This window comes from Sorangium sp. So ce426 (genome assembly GCF_051475585.1).
Taxonomy (GTDB): domain Bacteria; phylum Myxococcota_A; class Polyangia; order Polyangiales; family Polyangiaceae; genus Sorangium; species Sorangium cellulosum_B.
This window is the reverse complement of sequence record NZ_CP150341.1, coordinates 12250955-12273581: the sequence shown is the minus strand read 5'-3', so window position 1 is coordinate 12273581 and position 22627 is coordinate 12250955. Positions and strand designations below refer to the sequence as shown.

20 protein-coding genes and 2 pseudogenes are annotated in these 22627 nt (G+C 71.0%); 8 read left to right on the top strand and 14 right to left on the bottom strand.

Features of this window, described 5'->3' with window-relative positions; translation table 11 throughout:
- Positions 1-24 precede the first annotated feature (24 nt).
- The 3 genes from WMF44_RS46065 to WMF44_RS46055 form a co-directional block, all read right to left on the bottom strand.
- On the bottom strand, positions 25-2673 hold the full coding sequence (locus tag WMF44_RS46065) for a hypothetical protein (protein ID WP_437296397.1): 2649 nt from the start codon (positions 2671-2673) through the stop codon (positions 25-27).
- A gap of 18 nt (positions 2674-2691) precedes the next feature.
- Positions 2692-3498: a hypothetical protein gene (locus tag WMF44_RS46060; RefSeq protein WP_437296396.1), complete on the bottom strand. Its 807-nt coding sequence runs from the start codon at positions 3496-3498 to the stop codon at positions 2692-2694.
- Positions 3499-3655: 157 nt separating this feature from the next.
- Positions 3656-5794 carry a prolyl oligopeptidase family serine peptidase gene (locus WMF44_RS46055; RefSeq protein WP_437296395.1) on the bottom strand — a complete coding sequence of 713 codons (2139 nt, stop codon included), beginning with the start codon at positions 5792-5794 and terminating at the stop codon, positions 3656-3658.
- Between the two features lie 326 nt (positions 5795-6120).
- On the opposite strand from WMF44_RS46055, the gene WMF44_RS46050 reads away from it, so the two are divergent.
- Together WMF44_RS46050 and WMF44_RS46045 are read left to right on the top strand one after the other, a co-directional pair.
- Positions 6121-6915, top strand: coding sequence for an AraC family transcriptional regulator ligand-binding domain-containing protein (locus WMF44_RS46050; RefSeq protein ID WP_437296394.1), 795 nt, complete (start codon positions 6121-6123; stop codon positions 6913-6915).
- Positions 6916-7039: 124 nt separating this feature from the next.
- The gene (locus tag WMF44_RS46045) at positions 7040-7840 is read left to right on the top strand and encodes an alpha/beta fold hydrolase (protein ID WP_437296393.1); all 801 of its coding nucleotides are present in this window, start codon (positions 7040-7042) and stop codon (positions 7838-7840) included.
- A gap of 53 nt (positions 7841-7893) precedes the next feature.
- Here WMF44_RS46045 and WMF44_RS46040 read toward each other — a convergent pair whose 3' ends face one another.
- Together WMF44_RS46040 and WMF44_RS46035 are read right to left on the bottom strand one after the other, a co-directional pair.
- Positions 7894-9207 (bottom strand): lactonase family protein, encoded by a 1314-nt coding sequence (locus WMF44_RS46040; RefSeq protein ID WP_437296392.1) that lies wholly within the window; start codon positions 9205-9207, stop codon positions 7894-7896.
- 270 nt (positions 9208-9477) lie between these two features.
- Positions 9478-9618, bottom strand: a pseudogene (locus WMF44_RS46035) (AraC family transcriptional regulator); the annotation flags it as partial.
- Between the two features lie 20 nt (positions 9619-9638).
- Here WMF44_RS46035 and WMF44_RS46030 point away from each other — a divergent pair.
- From WMF44_RS46030 to WMF44_RS46015, 4 genes and pseudogenes are all read left to right on the top strand, one after another.
- Positions 9639-9854, top strand: a pseudogene (locus WMF44_RS46030) (3-beta hydroxysteroid dehydrogenase); the annotation flags it as partial.
- Between the two features lie 212 nt (positions 9855-10066).
- A complete protein-coding gene (locus tag WMF44_RS46025; RefSeq protein WP_437296391.1) occupies positions 10067-12397 on the top strand; it encodes a nitric-oxide reductase large subunit in 2331 nt (776 codons plus the stop codon).
- Complete coding sequence (locus WMF44_RS46020; RefSeq protein WP_437296390.1) at positions 12394-12705, top strand: hypothetical protein; 312 nt, start codon at positions 12394-12396, stop codon at positions 12703-12705. The genes WMF44_RS46025 and WMF44_RS46020 overlap by 4 nt, the downstream gene beginning before the upstream one ends.
- Positions 12706-12776: 71 nt before the next feature.
- Positions 12777-13742: a universal stress protein gene (locus WMF44_RS46015; RefSeq protein WP_437296389.1), complete on the top strand. Its 966-nt coding sequence runs from the start codon at positions 12777-12779 to the stop codon at positions 13740-13742.
- A 13-nt stretch (positions 13743-13755) separates the two neighbouring features.
- On the opposite strand, the gene WMF44_RS46010 is transcribed toward WMF44_RS46015, so the two are convergent.
- The 7 genes from WMF44_RS46010 to WMF44_RS45980 form a co-directional block, all read right to left on the bottom strand.
- Complete coding sequence (locus tag WMF44_RS46010; protein WP_437296388.1) at positions 13756-14109, bottom strand: Na+/H+ antiporter subunit G; 354 nt, start codon at positions 14107-14109, stop codon at positions 13756-13758.
- Positions 14106-14384, bottom strand: a complete 279-nt coding sequence (locus WMF44_RS46005) for a K+/H+ antiporter subunit F (protein ID WP_437296387.1) — start codon at positions 14382-14384, stop codon at positions 14106-14108. Before WMF44_RS46005 ends, WMF44_RS46010 begins: the two co-directional genes overlap by 4 nt.
- On the bottom strand, positions 14381-14878 hold the full coding sequence (locus WMF44_RS46000) for a Na+/H+ antiporter subunit E (protein WP_437296386.1): 498 nt from the start codon (positions 14876-14878) through the stop codon (positions 14381-14383). The genes WMF44_RS46005 and WMF44_RS46000 overlap by 4 nt, the downstream gene beginning before the upstream one ends.
- Entirely contained in the window at positions 14875-16533 is a 1659-nt protein-coding gene (locus WMF44_RS45995) for a monovalent cation/H+ antiporter subunit D (RefSeq protein WP_437296385.1), read from the bottom strand. Before WMF44_RS45995 ends, WMF44_RS46000 begins: the two co-directional genes overlap by 4 nt.
- Positions 16530-16874 (bottom strand): Na+/H+ antiporter subunit C, encoded by a 345-nt coding sequence (locus tag WMF44_RS45990; protein ID WP_012241187.1) that lies wholly within the window; start codon positions 16872-16874, stop codon positions 16530-16532. The genes WMF44_RS45995 and WMF44_RS45990 overlap by 4 nt, the downstream gene beginning before the upstream one ends.
- On the bottom strand, positions 16875-19790 hold the full coding sequence (locus tag WMF44_RS45985; protein WP_437296384.1) for a monovalent cation/H+ antiporter subunit A: 2916 nt from the start codon (positions 19788-19790) through the stop codon (positions 16875-16877). It abuts the gene before it with no gap.
- An 87-nt stretch (positions 19791-19877) separates the two neighbouring features.
- Positions 19878-20579: a DUF998 domain-containing protein gene (locus WMF44_RS45980; RefSeq protein WP_437296383.1), complete on the bottom strand. Its 702-nt coding sequence runs from the start codon at positions 20577-20579 to the stop codon at positions 19878-19880.
- A 126-nt stretch (positions 20580-20705) separates the two neighbouring features.
- Between WMF44_RS45980 and WMF44_RS45975 the strand changes: the two genes are divergently transcribed.
- Entirely contained in the window at positions 20706-21677 is a 972-nt protein-coding gene (locus WMF44_RS45975; RefSeq protein ID WP_437296382.1) for a LysR family transcriptional regulator, read from the top strand.
- Positions 21674-21907, top strand: a complete 234-nt coding sequence (locus WMF44_RS45970; protein ID WP_437296381.1) for a hypothetical protein — start codon at positions 21674-21676, stop codon at positions 21905-21907. Before WMF44_RS45975 ends, WMF44_RS45970 begins: the two co-directional genes overlap by 4 nt.
- 29 nt (positions 21908-21936) lie before the next feature.
- Here the strand turns inward: WMF44_RS45970 and WMF44_RS45965 are convergent, their stop codons facing one another.
- Both WMF44_RS45965 and WMF44_RS45960 read right to left on the bottom strand, forming a co-directional pair.
- Positions 21937-22221 (bottom strand): hypothetical protein, encoded by a 285-nt coding sequence (locus WMF44_RS45965; RefSeq protein WP_437296380.1) that lies wholly within the window; start codon positions 22219-22221, stop codon positions 21937-21939.
- A gap of 209 nt (positions 22222-22430) precedes the next feature.
- Positions 22431-22613 (bottom strand): hypothetical protein, encoded by a 183-nt coding sequence (locus WMF44_RS45960; protein ID WP_437296379.1) that lies wholly within the window; start codon positions 22611-22613, stop codon positions 22431-22433.
- Between the last annotated feature and the right edge of the window lie 14 nt (positions 22614-22627).

Here is a 22627-nt window from a genome sequence, read left to right as displayed (position 1 = left end):
CTGACGCACGCGACGCGCGGCGCATCAGCTCGTCTTGCTCCTCAGCGCCCGCAGCTCGGAGAAGAGCTCGCGCTGGAACTGCAGCGAGTGATCGAAGACCTCACGGGTCTGGTCGAGGTAAGCGCCGAGGAGGTCCGTCGCCTCGCCGTGCTCCCGGCGCTCGATCGCGTCCTCGATCGCCCCCAGGCTGTTCAGCCAGCGATCGCTCGCGTCGCGGTAACGGTCAACCGCAACGGTGAACATTTCCGCCACGGATGTCATCTCGGCACCGCCGGCCCGCACGAGCTCCGAGGCCTCCCGCACCACCGCTGCGGTTGCCTCGAGGCTCTCGCCGAGGCCGCGGGCGTGGGCGCTGAGCCGCTCGGCGAGCCCGTCGGCCGCCTCCCGCCGCGCTCCGTCGAGCCGCTCCTCGAACGCCAGCAGCCGCGACGCCTGCTCCGCCAGCTGCGCCCGCGCCGCCTCGCCCAGCGCCGCCACGCGCGCCTCCGCCCGCGCCTCGCGCTCCGCACCGCTCCGCTCCGCCGCCTCCGCGAGCGCCGCCACCCGCTCCGCCTGCTCCCGCGCGCTCCCGGCCATCCCCGCCGTCGCCTCCGACAGCTTCTCCAGCAGCGCGTCCAGCCGCGCATCCCGCGCTGCGTCCGCCTCCGCGCGCGCCGACAGCCGCTCCGACGCCTCCCCGATCAGCCGCGACGCCGCCTCCGGCGCCGCCTGCGCCGCCCGCGCAGCCTCCGACAGCGCGCCCGACAGCGCCTCGCCCAGCGCCGTCAGGTGCGCCGCCCGCTCCGCGTCCAGCTCCGCTTGCCGCTTCGCCGCTTCCGCAGCGCGCGCCGCGTGCGCTCGCTCCAGCCGCTCGATCGCCTCCCCCACCACCGACGATAGCCGCTCCGCCTGGCCCGCAAGCCTCGACGCCGACGCCGTCTCCAGCTCGCGCCGGCGCGCGGCCGCCTCCTGGTCGAGCCGCTCGAGCCGCTTCGCCGCGCCCTCTTCCATCCGCTCCAGCCGCGACGCCACGCCCTCTTCCATCTGCGCAAGCCGCGACGCCACGCCCCCTTCCATCCGCTCCAGCCGCGACGCCACGCCCCCTTCCATCTGCGCCAGGCTCTCGCCGAGGCCGCGGGCGTGGGCGCTGAGCCGCTCGGCGAGCCCGTCGGCCGCCTCCCGCCGCGCTCCGTCGAGCCGCTCCTCGAACGCCAGCAGCCGCGCCGCCTGCTCCGCCAGCTGCGCCCGCGCCGCCTCGCCCAGCGCCGCCACGCGCGCCTCCGCCCGCGCCTCGCGCTCCGCACCGCTCCGCTCCGCCGCCTCCGCGAGCGCCGCCACCCGCTCCGCCTGCTCCCGCGCGCTCCCGGCCATCCCCGCCGTCGCCTCCGACAGCTTCTCCAGCAGCGCGTCCAGCCGCGCATCCCGCGCTGCGTCCGCCTCCGCGCGCGCCGACAGCCGCTCCGACGCCTCCCCGATCAGCCGCGACGCCGCCTCCGGCGCCGCCTGCGCCGCCCGCGCAGCCTCCGACAGCGCGCCCGACAGCGCCTCGCCCAGCGCCGTCAGGTGCGCCGCCCGCTCCGCGTCCAGCTCCGCCTGCCGCTTCGCCGCTTCCGCAGCGCGCGCCGCGTGCGCTCGCTCCAGCCGCTCGATCGCCTCCCCCACCACCGACGACAGCCGCTCCGCCTGGCCCGCAAGCCTCGACGCCGACGCGACGTCCGCCTCGCGCCGCGCGCGCGCCTCCTCGTCGAGGCGCCGCTCGACCGCCTGCAGCGCGCCGCCCGCGACCGCGCCAGCGCGCTCCACCGCCTCCGCCAGGATCGGACTGACCACGCTCGCCGCGACGTCGGCGGTCTGCCGGAGGCCCGCGGCGATGTCGCCGCGGACCTCGGCCGCGGCCGCCGCGAACGAGGCGGCCGCCTGGCGCGCGCCCTCCACCTGGACCGCGAGCAGCCGCTCCTCGAGGCGCTCGAGCCGGCCCGTCGCCTCGCGGAGCGACGCCGCCGCGGCGGGGAGCGCGTCGCCCTGCCGCGCGAGCGCCTCCAGCGCCGCGAGCTGCCGCCCCGCCACCGTGAGCGCCGCGAGCGGGCCCGACGCGTAGGCCTGGAGCGCCGCCGCGGCCCGCGCCTCGGCCCGGCGCAGGAGCACGCCGGCGAGCCCGAGCATCCCCGACGCCGCGACGCCCGCCGCCGACGTGCCGAACGCGCGCGAGAGGCCCTGCATGGGCGCGGCCAGGCTCTCCCGCAGCGCGTCGACGTCGGCGCTCAGCGTCAGCGCCTCGCGGGCCCCCCGCAGCGTCTCGAACAGGCCGAGGAACGTGCCGAGCAGCCCGATCATCACGAGCAGGCCGACGAGGTACGACGCGAACGTCGCGCTCGCCGGGGGCAGCGCCGCGCCGGCCATCCGCGCCTCGAGCATCGATCGGAGCGGGGCGCCGCTCTGCTCGATCGCCGCCCGCGTCGCCGGCCGCGGCAGCGCGCCGAGCTCGCGCTCGATCCGGGCAGCCCGCCCCGCGCGCACGAACACCTCGAGCGTGCCGAGCGCGAGCCCCAGCGCGATGAGCTGCACGAGGCGGTACGCGAGCGGATCCGCCCCGCGGTAGACGAGCGCCGCCCGCCCCACCAGGGCGAGGCCGACCCCGCCGGTGAGGAGCACCAGGATCCGCGTCGTCCACTGCCGCGCCGTCGCGAGCCGCATCGTGAAGCCCCCCGCGAGCTACGCGGGCGCGCCCGCCGCCGCCGCCCCGTCGACCAGCGAGAGCAGCCGGCCCGCCTCGTGCGCGAGCGCCGCCTGGACCACGAGCTCCATGCGCTGGAGCTCCCGCAGGAGCCACTGCTCCTGCCCGAACCAGCCCGCGACGTCCTCGAGCCCGGCCCCCTCCGGCAGCGCGCCCACGGCCGCGCGGAAGGCCCGCGCGAAGGCGCGCGAGAGCCCGGGGACGAGCTCGGCGAGCGCGCGCTCGCGCCGCTTCTGGGTGGCGGCGGAGATCGCGGCGTCGAGCCGCTCGAGCCGCGCCGCCTCCGGGCCGAGCGCCCGCAGCGAAGGCGCGAGCTCCTCGCGCAGCGCGCGCGTCTCGAGCCGGATGCGGCCGAGGAGACGGCCCATGAGCTCTCCGAACGGCTCCCAGATCTGCCCTGCCGCGGACGCGAGCGGGCGCCCCCCGCGGTCGCGGGCCGCGCGGGCAGGCAGCACCCCGGCCTGCTCCAGCGTCGCGTGCACCGCCGCCGCGTCGGGGAGCTTGTTCCGCCGGTGGAACGGGGCGGCGAACACCTGGTCGAGCGCCTCCGCGAGCTCGCCGAGGCGATCGGCGGCGAGCGCCCGGACCTCGGCGCGAGCGCCCTCGGACGCCGGCGGCGGCGCGGCGTGGCGGTCGAGGAGCGCGAGCTCGCGCGCGAGCGAGACGCTCCCGTGCAGGTCCATGAGCCCGGCCAGCACCGCCGCAGGATCGGCGAGGTCCGCGAGCGGCGCGCGCGGGCCCTCCGCGAGCGCCGAGACGGCGGCCGCGAGGGGGCGCGAGATCAAAGGCCCGCGGCGGGAAGCCCCGGCTACGGGGTGAAGCGTTCGCACAGCGGCGCGTTGTTAGCCGTCGCGGCGCGGAGCCGCAAGCCTGTCCGTCGCCCCGCTCGCGGCGCGCGTCCCGCGCCTCACGCGCGCCGCTCGTGGTGCGCCGCGCGCCCCCTCACCGCTTGATCGCCGGCGCCTGCGCGCTCGTGGCCCACAGCGCGAACGAGATCTGGTCGGCGCCCTTCGCGACCGCCGACTTGATGAGATCCGCGCCGCCGTGCCCGGCGTTCCGCTCGATGCGGAGCAGGACCGGACCGCCCGCGCTCACGGACTGCAGCGCGGCGGCGAACTTGCGCGCGTGCATGGGGTCGACCCGATCGTCGCTGTCGGCCGACAGCAGGAGCACCGGCGGATACCGCTTCCCCGCCTGCACGCGGTGATAGGGGGAGTAGGCGTGGAGCGCCTTGAACTGCTCCGGATCGTCGGCGGAGCCATACTCGCTGATCCACGTCTTGCCGGAGCCGAACAGGTGGTATCGCACCATGTCGAGCAGGGGGACGCCGCAGAGGACGGCCCCGAACAGGTCGGGCCGCTGCGTGAGCGCGGCGCCGACGAGCAGGCCGCCGTTCGAGCCGCCCAGGATGGCGAGCCGCTCGGGCCGCGTGTACCCCTCGCCGACCAGGTGCTCCGCGGCGGCGATGAAGTCGTCGAAGACGTTCTGCTTCTTGAGCAGCATCCCGTCCCGGTGCCACGCCTCTCCGTACTCGCCGCCGCCGCGCAGGTTCGCCACCGCGTACACGCCGCCCCGCTCGAGCCAGGGGTACATCGAGGAGGTGAACGCGGGGGTCTGCGACATCTGGAACCCGCCGTAGCCGTAGAGCAGCGCGCGGGAGCTCCCGTCCTTCTTCATGTCCTTGCGGCGGACGATGAACATCGAGATCTTCGTGCCGTCCTTGGAGGGGAAGAAGGTCTGCTCCACGCTGAAGGGCGACGGATCGATGGGCACCTCGATGCGCGCGTAGAGCTCGGTCCGACCCGTCTTGATCGAGGTCGCGTGGATCTCGTGAGGCGAGGTGTAGGACTCGAACGAGAAATACGCCTCGTCCTCGTCGGGCAGCCCGGAGGGGCCGCCGACGGTGCCGATGCCCGGCAGCGGGACCTCGCGGACCAGCTTGCCGTCGAGCGCGCGCACCTCGACCCGGCTCGAAGCGTCCTTGAGATAGCTCAGCGCGAGGTGCCCACCCACGATGGAGACGCTGTCCAGCGTGGCGTCGGGGCGCTCCGGGACGATCTCCTTCCATGCGGCGCGATCCGGCCTGTCCGGATCGACCTCGAAGACGCGGTAATGCGGCGCGCCCTCGTCGGTGTGGACGTAGAGCCGGTCCTTGTAGACCTCGACGTTGTAGTGGGCGTCGCGCCCGACCGCGAGCGGCTTGTCCGCGGCGTGGCCGCCCGGCCTGCGGAGATCGCGAAAGTAGACGTCAGCCGAGGTCCACCCGTGAGAGACGGTGAGCACCAGGAAGCGGCCATCCTTGGAGAGGGACGCGTTCAGGAAGGTCCTTGGATCGCCCGTCCTGCCGCGCACCACGCGATCCTGCTTGGGATCCTGGCCGAGCCGGTGGAAGCGCACCTCGGCGTAACCCGGCCGCTCGGCGACCGGGATGGACGGGTCCGTGGGGAGCCAGACGTAGTAGAAGCCGTCGCCGGAGGGCGTCCACGACGCAAAGGCGTACTTGGCCCCTTCGATGACGTCCACCTCGGAGCGCTTGCCGGACGCGACATCCATCACATAGAGGGTCGCCTCATCCGAGTTGTTCTGCTGGATCTTGTAGGCGACGTTCTTGCCGTCCCACGACACCTCCCATCCGCCCAGCGAGACGCTGCCGTCCTCGGACCAGGTGTTCGGGTCGAACAGCACGCGCTCCGCGCCGCCCTTTCCCTCCTTCCAGTAGACGACCGACTTCTCCTTCGTCGCGTGCCGCCGGCTCAGGAAGTACCGGCCCCTGCGGTGGCGCGGCGCGGAGACCGCATCGATGTAGAATAGCTGCTTCAGCCTTGACGCGATCGCGTCCCGCTCGGGGAGCCGGGCGAGCTCGGCGCGCGTGAACGCGTCCTGAGCCTTCATCCACTCCTTCACCTCGGGTGCGTCGCCGTCCTCGAGCCAGCGGTACGGGTCGGTGATCTCGACCCCATGCAGGGCGTTCGTCACCGGGGCGACGCGGGTGGGCGGGTACGCGGGGCGGCTCGGGTTTTCGGGGGCGGGCGCGGGCGCGGCGCTGGCCGCGGTGGGGAGCAGAGGGGAGCTTGCGGTCATGGTCGGACCTGACGGGTGTGCCTCGCCACCTCCGCAGGCGCCAGCGAGAAACGCCGAGAGGAGCAGGCAGGGAGGGTACTTCATGGTGCGACAAGCATACCGTGCCCCCGCCGGCAGGAGCACGCGGGTTCGCGGGGCGCGCGCCCGGGAGCGAGCGTCGTGCGAGGCGGGTCGCCGGGGAGGGCGGGGCTGCCGCGCCGGCCGGAGGGCGGGAGGTCACATGATGGGCTGGAATATCCGATAGATACGCTTCGAGCGCGCTTCTCGTCGTGTCCCGACCTGCTGGTCGTGGCGAGACTGGAGGGGCGGCTGCGGCATGACATCTCTTGATTCTCGAGAAGGCGTTTGCTCCTCTTGGCTCCTCTCCTCGGACGATGCCCCCGCGCGGTATAAAAGGCGCAGCACCGAGCCACAGCGCTGCCGCCGGCGCCTTCCTGTCGATTCTCGTCTTTTCCGACGAGCTCGCCCCCGGCGCTGCGAACCGCCTCCGCGCCGAGGTGCTCGCCGGCATCGCGCTCGACGGCGTCGACGCCCGAGGTCCGGCCGAGAAGCTCCCCGAGCTCCTGGGGGCCGCGGTCGAGCTGACCCGCGCCGACGATCTCGGGCTTCGCCTTGCGAAGGCGGCGGACCCGCGCCGCTTCGGGGTCGTCACCTATGCTGCTTCCACGAGCCCCACGCTCCGCGCCGCCTACGAGCGGACCGCTCGCTACATGGGGCTCTGGAACGAAGGAGTCCGCCTCGAGCTCGACCGCGATCGCGCGGCGTGCCTCACGTCGATCGTGCTCCGGTTTCAGGGGAAAACGGCCATGGCCGCTCCCGATGGCCTTCGCCAGCTCGCGGAGCTCGGCAGCGCCGCCATGCTGATGCTCGGCCGCTCCTTCACCGGCGCGCCGATCTCCCCGGTGCGCGTCGAGCTGGCGTCATCGGCCCCGGCCGACGTGCGGCCTCACGAGCGCCTGTTCGCCGCGCCGATCGCCTGGAACGCGCCGGTGCCGCGGCTGATCTTCGATGACGGGCAGCGCGCGGGACCTCTGGCGAGGTCGCAGAACGCCGCGCGCTTGGCGTCGCGCGCCACCTTTCTGGCGCGTCCGGGCAATGTACGCCCTCGAGCAAGGCGCTAGGGTCGAGTCATCGAAGCCGCCACGCTGCGCCCAGCGGGACGATCCGCGCGCACGCCGCTTCGACAAGAGCCTTACCATCAGCGGTTGGGCGAGCGCGCTCGCCGCAACCGCACAAGGAGCCCCCATGGCAACGCACAGCCTCACCCTTCCTGGCCACGGCCAGGTCGATGTCACCGTCGACGCATACGGCGCCGGACACCCGTTCCTGCTCCTGCACGGCGGCGCCGGTCCCCGGTCCGTGGCCGGCTTCGCCAAGACCCTTGCCGAAGGCAACCACGCCCGGGTGATTGTTCCCACCCATCCAGGCTTCGACGGGACCCACCGCCCGCAATGGCTGACCACCATCTCGGGCCTCGCCCAGCTCTACCGCGCCCTGCTCGACCAGCTGGAGCTCGTCGACGTCACCGTCGTCGGCAGCTCGATTGGCGGCTGGATCGCCGCCGAGCTCGCCCTCCTGCAGAGCCAGCGCATCAGCAGCACCATCCTCGTCGACGCCGTCGGCATCGACGTCGCCGACCAGCCCGTCGCCGACATCTTCTCTCTCACCCTCGCCCAGCTGGCGGAGCGCAGCTACCACAACCCCGAACGGTTCCGCATCGACCCGGCCAGCCTCAGCGACAGCCAGCGCGCCGCCATGGCCGCCAACCGGGCCACCCTGCGCACCTATGGTGGCACCATGACCGATCCGACCTTACGCCCACGGCTGGCCGCCATCTCCCAGCCCACCCTCGTCCTCTGGGGCGAGAGCGACGGGATCTGCACCCCCGACTACGGCCGCGCCTACGCCGCCGCGATCCCCGGCGCCCGCTTCGCGCTGCTCCCCGACGCCGGTCATCTCCCCCAGATCGAAACCCCCGAGCCCCTCCGCCAGCTCGTCTGGGACTTCGCCGAGACCCACGCCACCCACCGACCCGCCACTCGCTGATCCAGCCTCATGCCCGCGCTCCTCCAGGATGCGGTGGAATGGGCCCGTGAGCCTCAGAGGACGCCGATGCCGGCAGGGCTCCCGCCGGGGCCGAAGCGCTCCTCCGGCGCCCTGTCGCCGTCGACGGTCCTGGGGAGCCCGCCGTATTCGCCGATCTTGGTGAGCCTGCCGTCGTCCTCGATCCGCCAGGCGCCCACGCTCCCGGAGCCCGGCAGGACGTCATAGAGGAATCGGCCGTCGGGGCTGATGCCGAGATCGAGCGGCGTCGAGCCCTGCTGGCTCGCGCCGGGGGCGCCCGCGCGCTCGTCGGTGAGGCCGGCCTGCTCGTCGAGCACCGTCAGGCTGCCATCGTCCCCGATACGGAAGCTCGAGAGGGTGCCCGAGGTGTAGTTCGCGGTGAACGCGAACTCCCCGTTGTTCTCGATCCAGCACGGATCGAGCTGGCTCACCTTCGCTGTCCGCGTGATCGGCGTGAGCGTCCCGTCCGCGTTGATCTGAAACGATCCGGCCGCGCCGGCGAGATCATCACCGCCCACGAACAGGGCCGTGAGCAGGTGTCCGGCCGCGTCGAACGAGAACCCGAACGGGCCGTCGTTGTCGAGGTCGGTCTGCGTGAATGTCTGCGCGAGCTGGCCGTCCTCGAGCACATCGAACACGAGCACCCGGCTCGGACCGGTCGGGGTCACGCCGTCGATCAGGCCCGCGGCGGGCCCGTCCTTGATCGTGACGACGAGCTGCCTCCCGCTCGGCGTGAAGGACGCCTGCGCCGGGTTGAACAGCGTGTCCGGCGGGCTGACCTGGTTCGCGGAGAGCAGCCGGGTCGAGCCGGGGATCGGCGTGAGCTTCCCCTGGCTACTCAGGCGAAAGCCGGTGACGCTCCCCTCGCCGGCGCCGTTCAGCGCATAGACGAGATCGCCGTGCTGGGTCACGCTGTTCGGGAAGCCCGGCCCGGCGCCATCCTTGGTGGGCTGGACGTCGGTGACCTCGACGGTGTCCTTTCCGACGCGGAGCACGGAGAGCGTGTCGCTGCCGGCGTTCGTGACGAGCAGGAATGCCCGGTCCTGGCTGAGCACCATCGAATGGGACGAGCCGAGGCCGTCACCGGCAAAGCGCGCCGAGGGCCCCGACCCCTGTCCGCCGGTGTCGACGTGATCGGCGAGCTCGAGCGATCCATCGGCGAACCTGCGGTACACGGCGACCTGGTTGGCAGGTTCGCCGGCGTCGTGCGTGTTGTTATGGTTCGTCCCCACGAACACGAACCCGACGGCGCTCTGGCCGTCCGCGGGGCTCTCGGGTTCACCCCCGCAGGCGCTCAGACAGGCCGACGCCAGGGATACGAGCAACAGGGCGCCAGTTGATTTTCTCATAGCTGCCTCTCCATTCTTTGATGGTTTGCGCTGACCGCAGCGCGCCATGCGAGCATTGCGGCCGTCGTGCGGCGTCCACGGGCGAGCCCGTGTCCGGATACGGCCGCATGCTTCGGCGTTCGACGCGTCGCCGCGCTCGTGTCGAGCGGTGCCCAGTCCTACGGCGAAGGCGCCGAGCGGTTTCTGGGTGAGCTCGATCTTTCAGATCGAGGCGGCCACAGGGGCGGAATGTGGGAGCGGAAACGAAGGAGGTCGATGGAAGCGGGAGGACTACATGTCCTGGACGACCGCGGCCTTCTGCTGCAGCGCGCGGGCATCGCGCAGCGGCGAGTTGCCGAACATGCGCGAATACTCGCGGCTGAACTGCGAGGCGCTCGTGTAGCCGACCTGGAACGCCGAGACCTCGGCGCCAACGCGCGGTCGGCGACGAGGGCGTCCCGACCCGCGACATCGCCGGTGTGATCGGCCGCAAGCTCGGCTTGCCTGTCGCGTCGGTCCCCAAGGAGCATTTCGGCTGGCTCGGCGGGTTCTTCGCGCTCGACACCCCCGCGTCGAGCGCGATCACGCAGGCCCGGTTCGGCTGGAAGCCCGAGCAGGCGGGCCTGCTCGCCGACCTCGAGCACGGCACGTACTTCGCGCGCCCCTAGCGGCGTACGCGATCCCGGCCCGCGCGGCCGAGCTCCAGGCGCGCCGAACGCCGCCCGACCTCACAGGACGAGCTCGCCGGCGGCGGCCAGGAGGAATCCGCGGAAAGACCCCTATTTCCTCGTCCAGGCGCACGAACGCCGCGCAACGCAGCCTCCTCGGTCGTCATCTCGGAGAACGGGTGAGCCCTCCTCGGCTCGCTCCCGGCATTCCCATGGCGCGCTCCTCCGGACGGCGAAACCTCCTCATCTCGCGCGGCTGGGTCCAGGCGACGGCCCTCGTTTTCCTGTTCGGGTTCTTCGTGCTCGGCCTGCTCGCCTACCGCACCTACGCGGCACAGCCACCCATCCCCGCGCGGGTGGTCGACCCCGCGGGGCGCGTTCTGTTCACGGGCGACGACGTGCTCACGGGTCAGGAGCTGTTCCTGCGCAACGGGCTCATGGAATACGGATCCGTCTTCGGCCACGGCGCCTACCTCGGCCCGGATTTCACCGCCGATTACCTCCGCCGGGCCGCCTCCCACGCCGCCTCTCGCCACGGCGGCGCGGGCTCGGCGGAGGCGCTCGCGCGCACCGTCGGCGATTTTCGTCAAAACCGCTATGATCCCGCGACAGGGACGCTGGTCTTCACCGACGCCCAGGCAGAGGCCTTCGAGCTGCTGAAGGATCACTATCGCCGCTTCTTCGCCCAGCCCAGCGGCAAGCACGGCCTGCGCGCCGGCCTCTTCTCGGACGCGCGCGAGCTCTCTCAGCTCACCTCGTTCTTCGCCTGGACGGCCTGGACCGCCGCGGCGGAGCGCCCCGGAGAGGCCTACTCGTACACAAACAACTGGCCTCCAGAGCCGCTCGTCCGGAACCAGCCCACGGGCGAGCTGGTGGTCTGGAGCGTGCTCTCGCTCATCGCGCTCCTCGGCGGGACAGGCCTGCTCTTCGCGGCCTTCGGGCGATGGCGCTTCCTCGGGTGGCACGGGCGGGAAGGGCACCGGCTCAGCTTCCGCCAGCCGGGCGAGGTCGCCTTGACCCCAGCCCAGCGCGCGACGGCGTGGTTCTTCCTGGTCATGGCGTTGCTGTTCACCCTCCAGTCCGTCCTCGGAGGCGCCACGCAGCATTATCGCGCCGAGCTATCCAGCTTCTTCGGGATCAACCTGGCCGGGGCCTTCCCCTTCAACCTGGTGCGCACGTGGCACCTGCAGCTCGCCATCTTCTGGGTCGCGGTCTCCTATCTCGGCGCGGGCATCTTCATCGCGCCCATGATCAGCGGGCGCGAGCCGAGAGGCCAGAGCTGGCTCGCCTACGGTCTGCTCGGCGCGCTCGTCATCGTCGTCGCGGGCAGCCTCCTCGGCGAGCTCCTCGCCATCCACGGCGCGTCGGACAGCATCTGGTTCGCGCTCCAGGGGTTCGAGTACCTCGATCTGGGTCGCTTCTGGCAGGTGCTCCTGACGCTCGGCCTGTTCGCCTGGGTCGCGCTGCTCTTGCGCGCGCTCCGGGGTCGGCTCGCCGTCGAGCACCGGGGCAACATGCCCTGGCTCTTCTTCTTCGCCGCGCTGGCCATCCCGGCCTTCTACGCCGTTGGCCTGCTCGCGCACCCGCGCGCGAACTTCACGAGCACCGACTTCTGGCGCTTCTGGGTGGTGCACCTCTGGGTGGAGGACTTCCTCGAGCTGTTCACCACGCTCATGGTGGCCTATCTCTTCGTCCTGCTCGGGGTGGTGGCCGAGGCGATCGCGCTGCGGCTCATCTACCTGGAGGTCATCCTCTACTCGGCGGGCGGGGTGATCGGCACCATGCACCATCTGTACTTCTCCGGCACGCCCGTGGAGCACATGGCGCTCGGCGCCTTCTTCTCGGCCGCGGAGGTGATCCCGTTGACCTTCCTCACGGTGGAGGCGTGGACCTTCCTGCGCCTGGGCATCGCGCAAGGAGGCCAGTCGACGAAGCCCTTCCCGCATCGCTGGGCCATCATGTTCCTGGTGGCCGTGGGGTTCTGGAACTTCCTGGGGGCCGGGATCTTCGGGTTCCTGATCAACTTGCCGATCGTGTCCTATTACGAGATCGGCACCGCGCTGACCGCCAACCATGGGCACGCCTCGATGATGGGCGTCTATGGCATGCTGGCCGCCGGGCTCGCGCTCTTCGCGCTGCGCTACCTGATGCCCGCCGAGCGGTGGTCCGACAGGGCGGCCAAGATCAGCTTCTGGTCGCTGAACGTCGGGCTCGCGTGGATGGTCTTTGCCACGCTGTTCCCGCTCGGGCTCATGCAGCTCCACCACGCGGTGAGCTACGGGTACTTCGAGGCTCGAGAGCTCCAGTACCTGACGAACCCCACGAACCGCCTCATGGAGTGGATGCGCCTGCCGGGCGATGTGCTCTTCATCCTCGGCGGCACCCTGCCGCTCCTCCTCCTCGCTTACCGCGGCGTCCGCCATCGCGTCCCGCAGCTCGCGGGGCCGGAAGCCCGGGACAACCTCTTCACCGAGATCGAGGCGCCGCCCGACAGCGCCGGGAGCGCCGCGCCCTCGGGCGCGGGGCAGGGCGAGCTCTCGTGAGCGTCTCGCCGGAGGCGCTGCTCGGCGCCGGGTATGCGGTGCTCCTCCTGGGGATCGCCGCCGGGATCCGGGCGTTCGGAGGAGCCAGGGCCGAGCCCGCGCCCGGGTGGCCGCACGACGACGCGCGCCGCTTCCACCTCGGCCTTTCGCTCGTGGTCCTGCTCGTGGGCGATTGCATCGTCGGGGCGGTCGCGCTGCGGAACCACGGCCTCGCCGATCTCGGGATCCTCGGCCTCGCCGCGGCGCTCGTGACGAGGGCGCTCGCCAGGGGCCTGGCCGCCTTCGCCCGAGGCGGTCGTCACGCCTAGATCGGCTGTTCCAGGCGCGGTGAAGGGCGTTCTCCGGGAAGGGACCTGCTTCATAGAGAGGAGGCCACACGATGACCGAGAGTCTGAAGGAGCCGGAGGCAGGCAACGGGCAGCCCGAGATGGACGAGGCCGGGCGCTTCCATTCGCTGCTCGTCCCCGTCGATCTGACGGCCATTTCGGACCGCGTCCTCGGCCGGGTCGCACGTCTGCCGCTGGCCGATGGAGCGCGCGTCACGCTGCTTCACGTCGTTCCCGGCAACCTCCCCGCCAGGGCCCAGGACCGCGCCGAGCGGGATGCCAGAAAATCACTCGCGAGCGAGGCGCGGCATCTCGCAAAGACGCTGCCCAAGGGCGTCGACGTCGAACCGGTGGTGAAGATCGGCAGCCCGGCCGCGGAGATCGCAGGCTGCGCGACCTCGACGAGGGCCGAGCTCATCGTCATGGGTCGCGGCGGCAGCCGCGCGCTCCGGGACACCTTCCTCGGCTCGACCGCGGAGCGTGTCATCCGCCGCGGGCAGCTCCCGGTCCTGGCGGTCCGGCTGGCTCCTCGCGCGGCGTACAGCCGGCCCGCGGTCGCCCTCGATCTCGAGCGAGGATCCACGGATGTGCTCGCGCTGATGCTCCGGTTGATTCCGACCCCGCGGCCGCGTGTCCTGGTGATCCATGCGTTCGACACGCCCTATCGCGGAGCCATCTATCGCAGCCTCTCGGAGGAGGACGCAGAGGCATGGAGCAGCGAGCTCGAGCGAGCAGCTACACAGCAGCTCGTGAAGCTGCTCGCTGCCTCGCTCGCGCGGGCGGAGGTGCGGCCAGCAGAGGCGCCGCGCTGGAAGATCCATGTTCGACGCGGCTCCGCCCGGCTCGTGATCGAGAAGGCCGTCAAGAAGGCAGACAGCGACCTCCTGGTGCTCGGCACCCACGGCTACTCCGGGGTCGCTCACGCCTTCCTCGGGACGGTCGCTGGAGACGTGCTGCGTCAGGTCGCCAGCGACGTGCTGATCGTGCCCGCTCGGCCACGCGCCGAGGAGCCCGAATGAGGCTGAACCGCCCTCAGGGGTCGCGGCGTGGAGCGAGCGGAGGCGGAGCGTCGGCGGCTCCCGCGGCGCGGCGGCGGAACAGCGCCACTCGTGCCAGGAGCAGCGTGGTCACAGGGACCGTGATGGAGAGCATGATGACGATGAGCCACGGGTGCAGCACGGGCCGGGACTCGATCGTCGAGGAGTAGAGGATGCCCGCCAGCGTCACGCACCAGCTGCCGAAGGTGTACGCCAGCGCGGGGGGATGCATGCGCAGGAAGAAGTCTGGCAGGCGCAGGAACCCGAACGCGGAGATGACCACGAACAGGCCGCTCAGCACGAGCAGCGCAGCGACCGCCGCCTCGACCCAGAGGGGAAGCTGGTTCATTCAATCACCTCACCGCGCAGGATGAACTTCGCCATCGCGGACGAGCTCACGAAGCTGAAGAGCGCGATCAGCAACGCGGCGTCGAAGTACGTGTCGCTCCGGTGACGAATGCCGAGCACCAGCATGACCAGCATCGCGTGGAGGTAGAGCAGGTCGAGCGCGAACACGCGATCCTGCGCCCGCGGCCCCCGGATCAACCGGATGACCACCAGGACCGACGCGACGGCGTAGCAGCCGAGCGCGAAGGCAATCGCGCCAGACAGGAGTGCGCTCATTCGAAGATCTCCCTGAGAGGCTCCTCGTAGCGAGCCTTGAAGCGGGCGACGAAGGCGCCTTCATCACCGACATCCCACACGTGCAGCAAGAGCGCGTGCCGATCGAGCGCGAGCTCCGACCACACGGTGCCAGGAACCACGGTCGTCACCATGGATAACGCGGCCAGCCCGACGGGGTCACGCAGGTCGAGGGGCACGATCACGAACCTCGACCGCGGTCGCCGCCATTGCCATGTGACCACGCCCCAGGCGACCTCGAAATTCGAGAGCAAGACGTCGTAGCCGACCCTCAGGATGAAGCGCACGACGACCAGCGGTCGCCGCGCCCGGACATTCGTGAGCCGCAGGGTCGAGGTGAGGAGCGGCACCGCCAGCGCGAGCCCCAGCCCGAGGACGATCTGGCCCGCGCTCGTGGAGCGCTCGAGCGCCAGCCACAACGCGAACAGAGCGGCGGACAGCAGCGGCGCGGGCACGATCTTCTTGAGGAAGGTCACGGTGCCACCTCCTCTTCGATCACGGGACGCGTCGGCCCCGGGCGAGGCCGCGCCGACAAGACGGCCTCGATGTACGCCTTCGGCGCGTGCAGTCCCGCGGCTGTGGCGCGCGTGGCGCGCATGACCGGCTCAGCGTACAGCGTGAGCAGGATGCAGCAGAGAAGGAGGCCGAGGACGGAGGCGGCCTCGACGACCTTCAAGCGGGGCGGGAGCCGTCCACCCGTCAACCAGAAGTGTCGAATGCCCGCCCTCGCGAGGGAGATGGTGGCCGCGAGCCCCGAGAGGAGCAGCAGCCCAAAGAGGATCCACGCGGCGGACGAGACGGGGGCGCCGGCGCTCGCGTGGCCGTCCCCTCGGGGCGACAGGAGGGCGGTCAGCAGCGATGTCTTCGCGACGAAGCCCGAGAGCGGCGGCAGCCCCGCGACGAGCAGCGCGCAGACCATGAACGCCAGGCCGAGCAGCGCGATGGACACCGGAAACGCCTGGCCGACGAGCGGCGCCTCCTCTTCATCGAGGTTGGTGTCCTCGCCCGGCTCCACGTCGAGGTCCGGCACCCGCCGCTGTCCATCGGAGCCGACGCGCTCCACCAGCTCGACGAGGAGAAAGAGCGCGCTCACCGCCAGCGTGGCGCTCAGCATGTAGAACAGCGCCGCCGACGTCACAGCGGGGGTCCCCGTCCCGAGCGCCGCGAGGAGCGTCCCCGACGACACGATCACCGAGAAGCCCGCGATGCGCCCGAGGGACATGGACGCCATGAGGCCGATCGCGCCGAAGGCGATCGTCGCGAGCCCTGCGTAGAGCAGGACCGTCCCCCCGAACTGCGCTGAAGCGCCCGCGGAGAAGAACAGCGTCCACGTGCGCACGAGCGCGTAGATGCCCACCTTGGTCATCAGCGCGAAGAGCGCCGCGACAGGCGCGCTCGTGGCCGCGTACGCCGGCACCAGCCAGGAGTTGAGGGGCCAGATCGCCGCCTTGATGAGGAACGCCACGGCGAGGACCGCCGCGCCTGCATGCAAGAGCCCGCGATCGCGCGCCGGGACGAGCGCGAGCTTCTCGGCGATGTCGGCCATGGAGAGCGTGCCCATGACGCCGTAGAGCACCGCGAGGCCGACGAGGAAGAGCGACGACGCGAGCAGGTTCACCGCGATGTAGTGGAGCCCCGAGCGCACCCGCGGCCACCCCGACCCATGAAGATGCAGGCCATACGACGCCGCGAGCATCACCTCGAAGAACACGAAGAGGTTGAAGAGGTCCCCCGTGAGAAAGGCGCCGTTGAGCCCCATCAATTGAACCTGGAAGAGCGCATGGAAGTACGCGCCCGCGCGGCCCCACGCGGCCTCGGCGTAGAGGGCGGCGCAGAGGCTCACCACGCCGACCAGCACCAGCATGAGCGCCGAGAGCCGGTCCGCGACGAGCACGATCCCGAAAGGCGCCTCCCAGTTCGACATGAGATACACACCGGCGGCGCCGGACGAGCCGCCGGCGTCGGCGCCGCGCAGGATCTGGAGCGCCACGAGGAGGCCTGCCAGGGCCGCGCTGATGTTGACGATGGATTTGGCGCGCTTGCGCTTCTCACCGATCAGAAGCAGCAGGGCCGCCGTCATCAGCGGCAGCACGACGGGCGCGACGATGAGGTGCGGGAAGCGCTCGGTCATGGCTCCTCCCTCGTTCCATCCACGTGGTCGGTGCCGCTGAGGCCGCGCGAGGCGAGGAGCACGACGAGGAAGAGCGCCGTGGTCGCGAAGCCGATCACGATGGCCGTGAGCACGAGGGACTGCGGCATCGGATCCGTGTAGTGCTGGAGATCGGCCGGCGCTCCAGGTCGCACGATCGGCGGCTTGTCGATGAAGATGCTCCCCATGCTGAAGATGAAGAGGTTCACCGCGTACGAGAGCAACGTGAGCCCCATGATCACCTGGAAGGTCCGCGGACGCAGCACGAGCCAGACCCCGGCTCCGCCGAGCACGCCGATGACGAGCGCGAGCAAAGCTTCCATCTAGCTCGTGCCCTTTCTCGTCGACGGCGCTGGCCCCTGCGTCGATCGCCGGTGCGCGCGCAGCGACTGGTGCGCGAGCGCCGTGAGGGTGAGGAGCGTCGCTCCCACGACGGCCGCGAACACGCCGAGGTCGAAGAAGGTGGCGCTCGGCAGGTGGACTTCGCCGACCAGCGGCAGCCTGACATGGGCCGTGTGCGTCGTCAGGAAGGGATAGCCGACGGCGAGCGCGCCGAGGCCCGTCGCCGCCCCGAGCAGCAGTCCAGCGGCGATCCAGCGCGCCGGACGGAGGCGCGCGCGCGCCTCCAGCCAGAGCGCCCCCGAGACCATGTACTGCATGAGCATCGCTATCGCGACGACGAGGCCGGCCACGAAGCCGCCGCCTGGCTCGTTGTGCCCACGAAGAAGGAAGTGCGCCGCGACGAGGACGGAGACCGGCAGGAGCACGCGCGCGATGACCGCCGGCACCATCATGTATCCGCGCTCGGCGTCCTCGGCCGTGCGCGGCTTCATGAGGTCGGTGACGATGTCGGCCGGCAAAGCCCTCTGTTGCTGGGGCTGCTCGACGCTCTCCGGCGGCGGTCGAAAGCGGCGCAGGAGGGCGTAGACCGTGAGCGCGACCGCGCCGAGGACCGTGATCTCGCCGAGCGTGTCGAAGGCGCGAAAGTCGACGAGCATGACGTTGACGACGTTGGCGCCTCCTCCCTCCGGCAGCGCGCGGCTGAGGAAGAACGGTGAGATGCTGTGCGGCGCCGGCCGGGTCAGCATCGCATAGGAGAGCGCGGCGAGACCGCTGCCGGCGCCGATCGCGAGCAGCAGATCGCGCGCGCGCCGCGCCCTGTCGCGGGCCGTGACAGGCCTCGAAATTCCTTCGATGCGCATCGGCAACCAGCGCAGCCCGAGCAGGAACAGGATGGTGGTGACGACCTCCACGACGACCTGCGTGAGGGCGAGATCGGGCGCCGAGAACCACATGAACGTCAGGCAGGTGACGAGGCCCGCGCCGCCCATCAACGTGATCGCGATCAGCCTGTGGAACTTTGCCATCACGGCGGCGCCGACCGCGCAGACCGCGCCGATGCCCCACAAGATCACGAACGCAGGCGACGCGGGGAGCCTGTCCCGGTCGCCCCACTCCAGCGGAACGCCATGCCCCGCGAGGAGCGCGAGGAGGAGCGCGACCGCGATGATCGCGAACATCTGCGTCTGAAGTCGTCGAGTTCCGACGAGCCCGAGCGCCCTCCGCGAGAGGCGCGTGAGCCCGAGCAGCGCGCCCTCGAACAGCCGCCTTCCGTTGAACCGCTCGATGAAGGGCGTATCCTGGAGCCGCCCCTGCTCCTGATGCTTGCGCAGCCAGAGGTACCCAACGACGCCGCCTGAGATGGCGATGAGGCTCATGACGAAAGGCTGGTTGAAGCCGTGCCAGATGGCGAGGCTGTAGTCCGGGAGCGTCCCGTCGACCACGGGGCGAGCGGCCGCCGCGAGCGATGGCCCGATGGAGATCGTCGGCGCTACGCCGACGATGAGGCAGCTGAGCACCAGGAGCTCGATCGGTGTCCGCATCCACCGCGGGGCTTCCTCCGGCTGGCGAGGGAGATCGGTCGACGGCGGGCCGAAGAAGATGTCGTAGCCAAAGCGCAGCGAGTACACGACCGCGAAGACCGCCGCGAGCGTCGCCAGCGCCGGGAGCCCCACTTCCACCGACGGGTGCGCGGACAAGAACACCGTCTCGGCGAAGAACATCTCCTTCGACAGAAAGCCGTTGAGCAGCGGCACGCCGGCCATCGCGCCGCTCGCCACGAGCGCCAGCGCGCCGGTGCGAGGCATGGCGCGAATCAGGCCATTCAAGCGTCGGATGTCGCGTGTCCCGGTCTCGTGGTCGACGACGCCCGCGGCCATGAACAGCGAGGCCTTGAACGTCGCGTGGTTCATGATGTGGAACACGCCGGCGACGGCGGCGAGCGCGCTGTTGAGCCCGAAGAGGAGCGTGATGAGGCCGAGGTGGCTGACGGTCGAGTAGGCGAGCACGCGCTTCAGATCGTTCTGGAACATCGCGATATACGCGCCCAGCAGGAGCGTCGTCATGCCCGCGCCGCTGACGATCCAGAACCACAGCTCGGTCCCCGAGAGCGCCGGCCAGAGCCGCGCGAGCAGGAATACGCCCGCCTTCACCATGGTCGCCGAGTGCAGGTAGGCGGACACCGGCGTCGGCGCGGCCATCGCCCGCGGCAGCCAGAAGTGAAACGGGAATTGAGCGCTCTTGGTGAGCGCGCCGAGCAAGATGAGGACGAGCGCGACCGGGTAAAGCGGGTGTGCCCGAATGAGGGCGCCCGAGGCGAGGGCCACATCGAGCTCGTAGCTGCCGACGATGTGGCCGAGGAGGATCACGCCTCCGAGGAGCGCGAGCCCGCCCGCGCCGGTCACGGTGAGCGCCATGCGCGCGCCCCGCTGCGCGTCCACCCGGTGATGCCAGTAGCCGATGAGCAGGAACGAAACGAGGCTCGTGAGCTCCCAGAAGAGGACGAGCTGAACGAGGTTGCCCGAGACAACGACGCCCAGCATCGCGCCCATGAACGCGAGGAAGAGCGCGTACAGGCGCGCCACCGGATCCTCGGGGGACATGTAGTAGCGCGCGTACAGACAGACGAGGGCGCCGATGACGGTGATGAGCACGGCGAACATCCACGCGAACCCGTCGATCCGGAGGACCAGATCGAGACCGAGTGAAGGCACCCACGAGATCGTCTCGCGGATCACGCCCCCGTCACGCACCCGCGGAAACAGGCTGATGACCCAGGCCGCCGCGCCGGCCGACACGAGCCCTGCGCAAGCCGCAAGCTCGGACCGTGCCCGCGTCGGCAGGAGCGCGGTGAGCACGCTCCCGAGAAATGGCAAGAGGAGCAGGGCGACCACAGGCATGGCGCGCGAGTGTACTTGCCGGCCGCGCCGTTTTCAGCCAAAAGACGGGAGGGATCGCGGCGCTTGCGGCCTGCGCGACGATGTCGGTCAGGTAGAGCTCGCCCTGCGCGACACCGCGCTCGAAGGCAGAGGTCGCGAAGCTGCATGAGCGGTCCTGCGAGTCCAGATCGACGTCCCCGCACAGAGGAAGCCGACCAGGATGGGATAGACAGCGCAGCGCTCGACGAGGCCGATGAGGACATTGGCCCCCGAGCTGGCGACCGCGAGGAAGGCCACCATCGAGGCGAGCCCGAACACGCCGAGGGCGACCATGGCCCTCCCGGCCTTCGGAGTGACTCCAATCTGTTGGCGCTGGCGTCCAAGGAGGATCACGAGCACGTTGCCCCCGACGATGGACGCGAAGGCGCCCAGGCCGTGATAGTCGATGGCGCCGTCGGGCGGCTCTCCGGAACCGGGGTTGAGCGCCAGCAGGACGCCGCCAAGCGCCACGAGAGCTCCCAGGATCAGCGCTGCCCAGCGGCGCCAGCTCCGCAGGCCCTCGAGCGCGGCGACACCGATGAAGAACATGATCCCGAAGAGGAAGAACCCGGTGTTCATGACCCAGGCGAGCGGCGAGTTCATGAACTGGCCAAGCGCCTCGAGGGGGCCACGGACTCCCAGGTTGCTGATGTAGTGATGCGTGTAGCTGTAGGGAGGGTCCGTCCATGCCGCGGCGGCGATGAGCTCGGCGAGGAAGAAGATCACCGCCCCGGCGACGAGCGCCGCGCCGGCGGGGCGACGTTGCATCATCGGGTTCGCCTCGGGGTGAGCCGCCGGGCCTCTCTCGTGTCGCAGCATGTTGAACAGCCTGCACGGTCGCGTTCAAGGCCACCAGGACATTGATCGCAACGGTTTCAGACCCTATAGGTCTGAAACATGGAGCTACGTCACCTGCGGTACTTCGTCGCCGTCGCGGAAGCGGAGCACTTCGGAAGGGCGGCCGAGCAGCTTCACGTCTCGCAGTCGCCCTTGAGCCGGCAAATCGCGCAGCTCGAAGAGGAGATCGGCGTCGAGCTCTTCGTGCCCTCGGGACGCGGGGTGAAGCTGTCCGCCGCCGGCCGGAGCTTCCTCGAAGGTGCGCGTGCGACGCTGGCTCGCGCCGCGCTCGCGGTCGAGGACGCCCGCGCGACGGCGCAAGGGCGTATCGGGACGATCGTGGTCGGATTCGACGGCGCCCTGGCCGACGCCCTCCTGCTGCCGGGGATCGTGCAGACGTTCCGCGCGCGTCACCCGCGCGTCGAGGTACGCCTTCGGCCGCTGCCGAGCGAGGAGCAGGTCGCCGCGCTGCGCGACGGCAAGATCTCGGTCGGGTACGGCTATCATTCGCCGGAAGACGACCCGCTCTTCCGCTTCCGCGTGCTGTACCGCGAGCGCGTCGGCGTCGTGATGTCGAAGAGCCATCGCCTCGCGGCGCGGCGCACGCTGAGGGTCGCGGACCTGAAGCAGGAGCGCTTTCTCTGGCCTCCGCGCAAGGAGGGCCCGCGCCTCCAGGACGACATCATCGCTGCCTTCCGGGCGCATGATCATCGGCTCGAGCTCGCCCACGAAGAGGCCAGCAGCGATGTGATCCTCATGCTCGTGGCGAGCGGCGAAGGTCTCAGCTTGTTTCCCGAGAGCGCCGCGTCGACGCTCCTTGCCGGAGTGGTGTTCAAGCGGGTTCGAGACCTCGACGTCGTCGTCCTTGGCCGCTCGGTGTGGCGCGCCATGGACGACAAGGACCTGCTCGTGCGGTCGCTCCTCGAGATCACGAATTCGGAGCACGGATCGAACCAGGCCGGACGGAGACCGCCCGGCTCCGGCGGCCCGCCGTCGCTGCTGGTACGCGGATTGCCTCGAAGCTCATCATGAAAAAGCAGCAGAAGAATCAGCCGACACGAGCGACGAGCCAGCAGAAGCAGGCGGACCCGGCGGCGGAGGGAGAAGCGAAGGAGTGCTCGCCGGAGGACGAGCTCGCCGGAGGCGCGGCCAAGGGGGCGCTCGCCGGAGGCCTCCTCGGAGGCGCCGGCGGCGCGGCCGTGGGCGGCGCGGCCGGCCTGATCGGCGGCGTGCTGGGCGAGGACGAGAAATCCGGCTGGTGACCGGCATCAGCCGCCCGGTGGAATGGGCGTCAATCAGAGATGGGGCACTGCTCGTAGCAGCGCCAGGCCTCCGTGCTGCGGTCCGTGCCGCCGGCGAAAGATGCCTTGATCTCGTCGCAGGGCGCGTCGAGCACGCACGACGCGCGACACGCCTCGTGTTCGGAGCAGCCGGCGAAGTCGTCATCGAGCTCGAGGTCGTCGACCCCGCAAGCCTCGGCGTGCTCGACGGCATCCGCGCATGTCCCCGTTTTGCAGCCGGCCGCGAGCAACGCGGTCGCAACGAAAATCGACGCCATGAGATAAGTCTTGCGCATGGTCCAGCCCTGCAGCTCGCAACGTGTGGATGGAGGGGAGCCGGCCGGCCCATGCAGCGCGGCGCCCCGGAAGCGGCCCGCCGTTGTCGCCGGCCCCTTCACCCTGGGAAGAACGTGACGGAGCCAGTCTGGGCACGGACCGATGTCGATTTTTGAGTTCGAGTCTCGCTGGAATCCGGCGGAGGCTCAACCGGGCGCCGTACGCCGGCTCAGTAGGTCTCTGCGCACACGCCGTAGCCGCACGGATAGACCATGAAGGCGCCGGCGACGGCGCTTCGCAAGCCCGGGAAGGTCGCGAGCGCCGCCCCCGTCTCGATGTCATAGAGGACGCCGTCATAGCGCGAGTAGAGCGCCGTCGCCGATACCGGCTGGATCCCGTAGTTGTCGCGCACATCCGTGGAGTCGG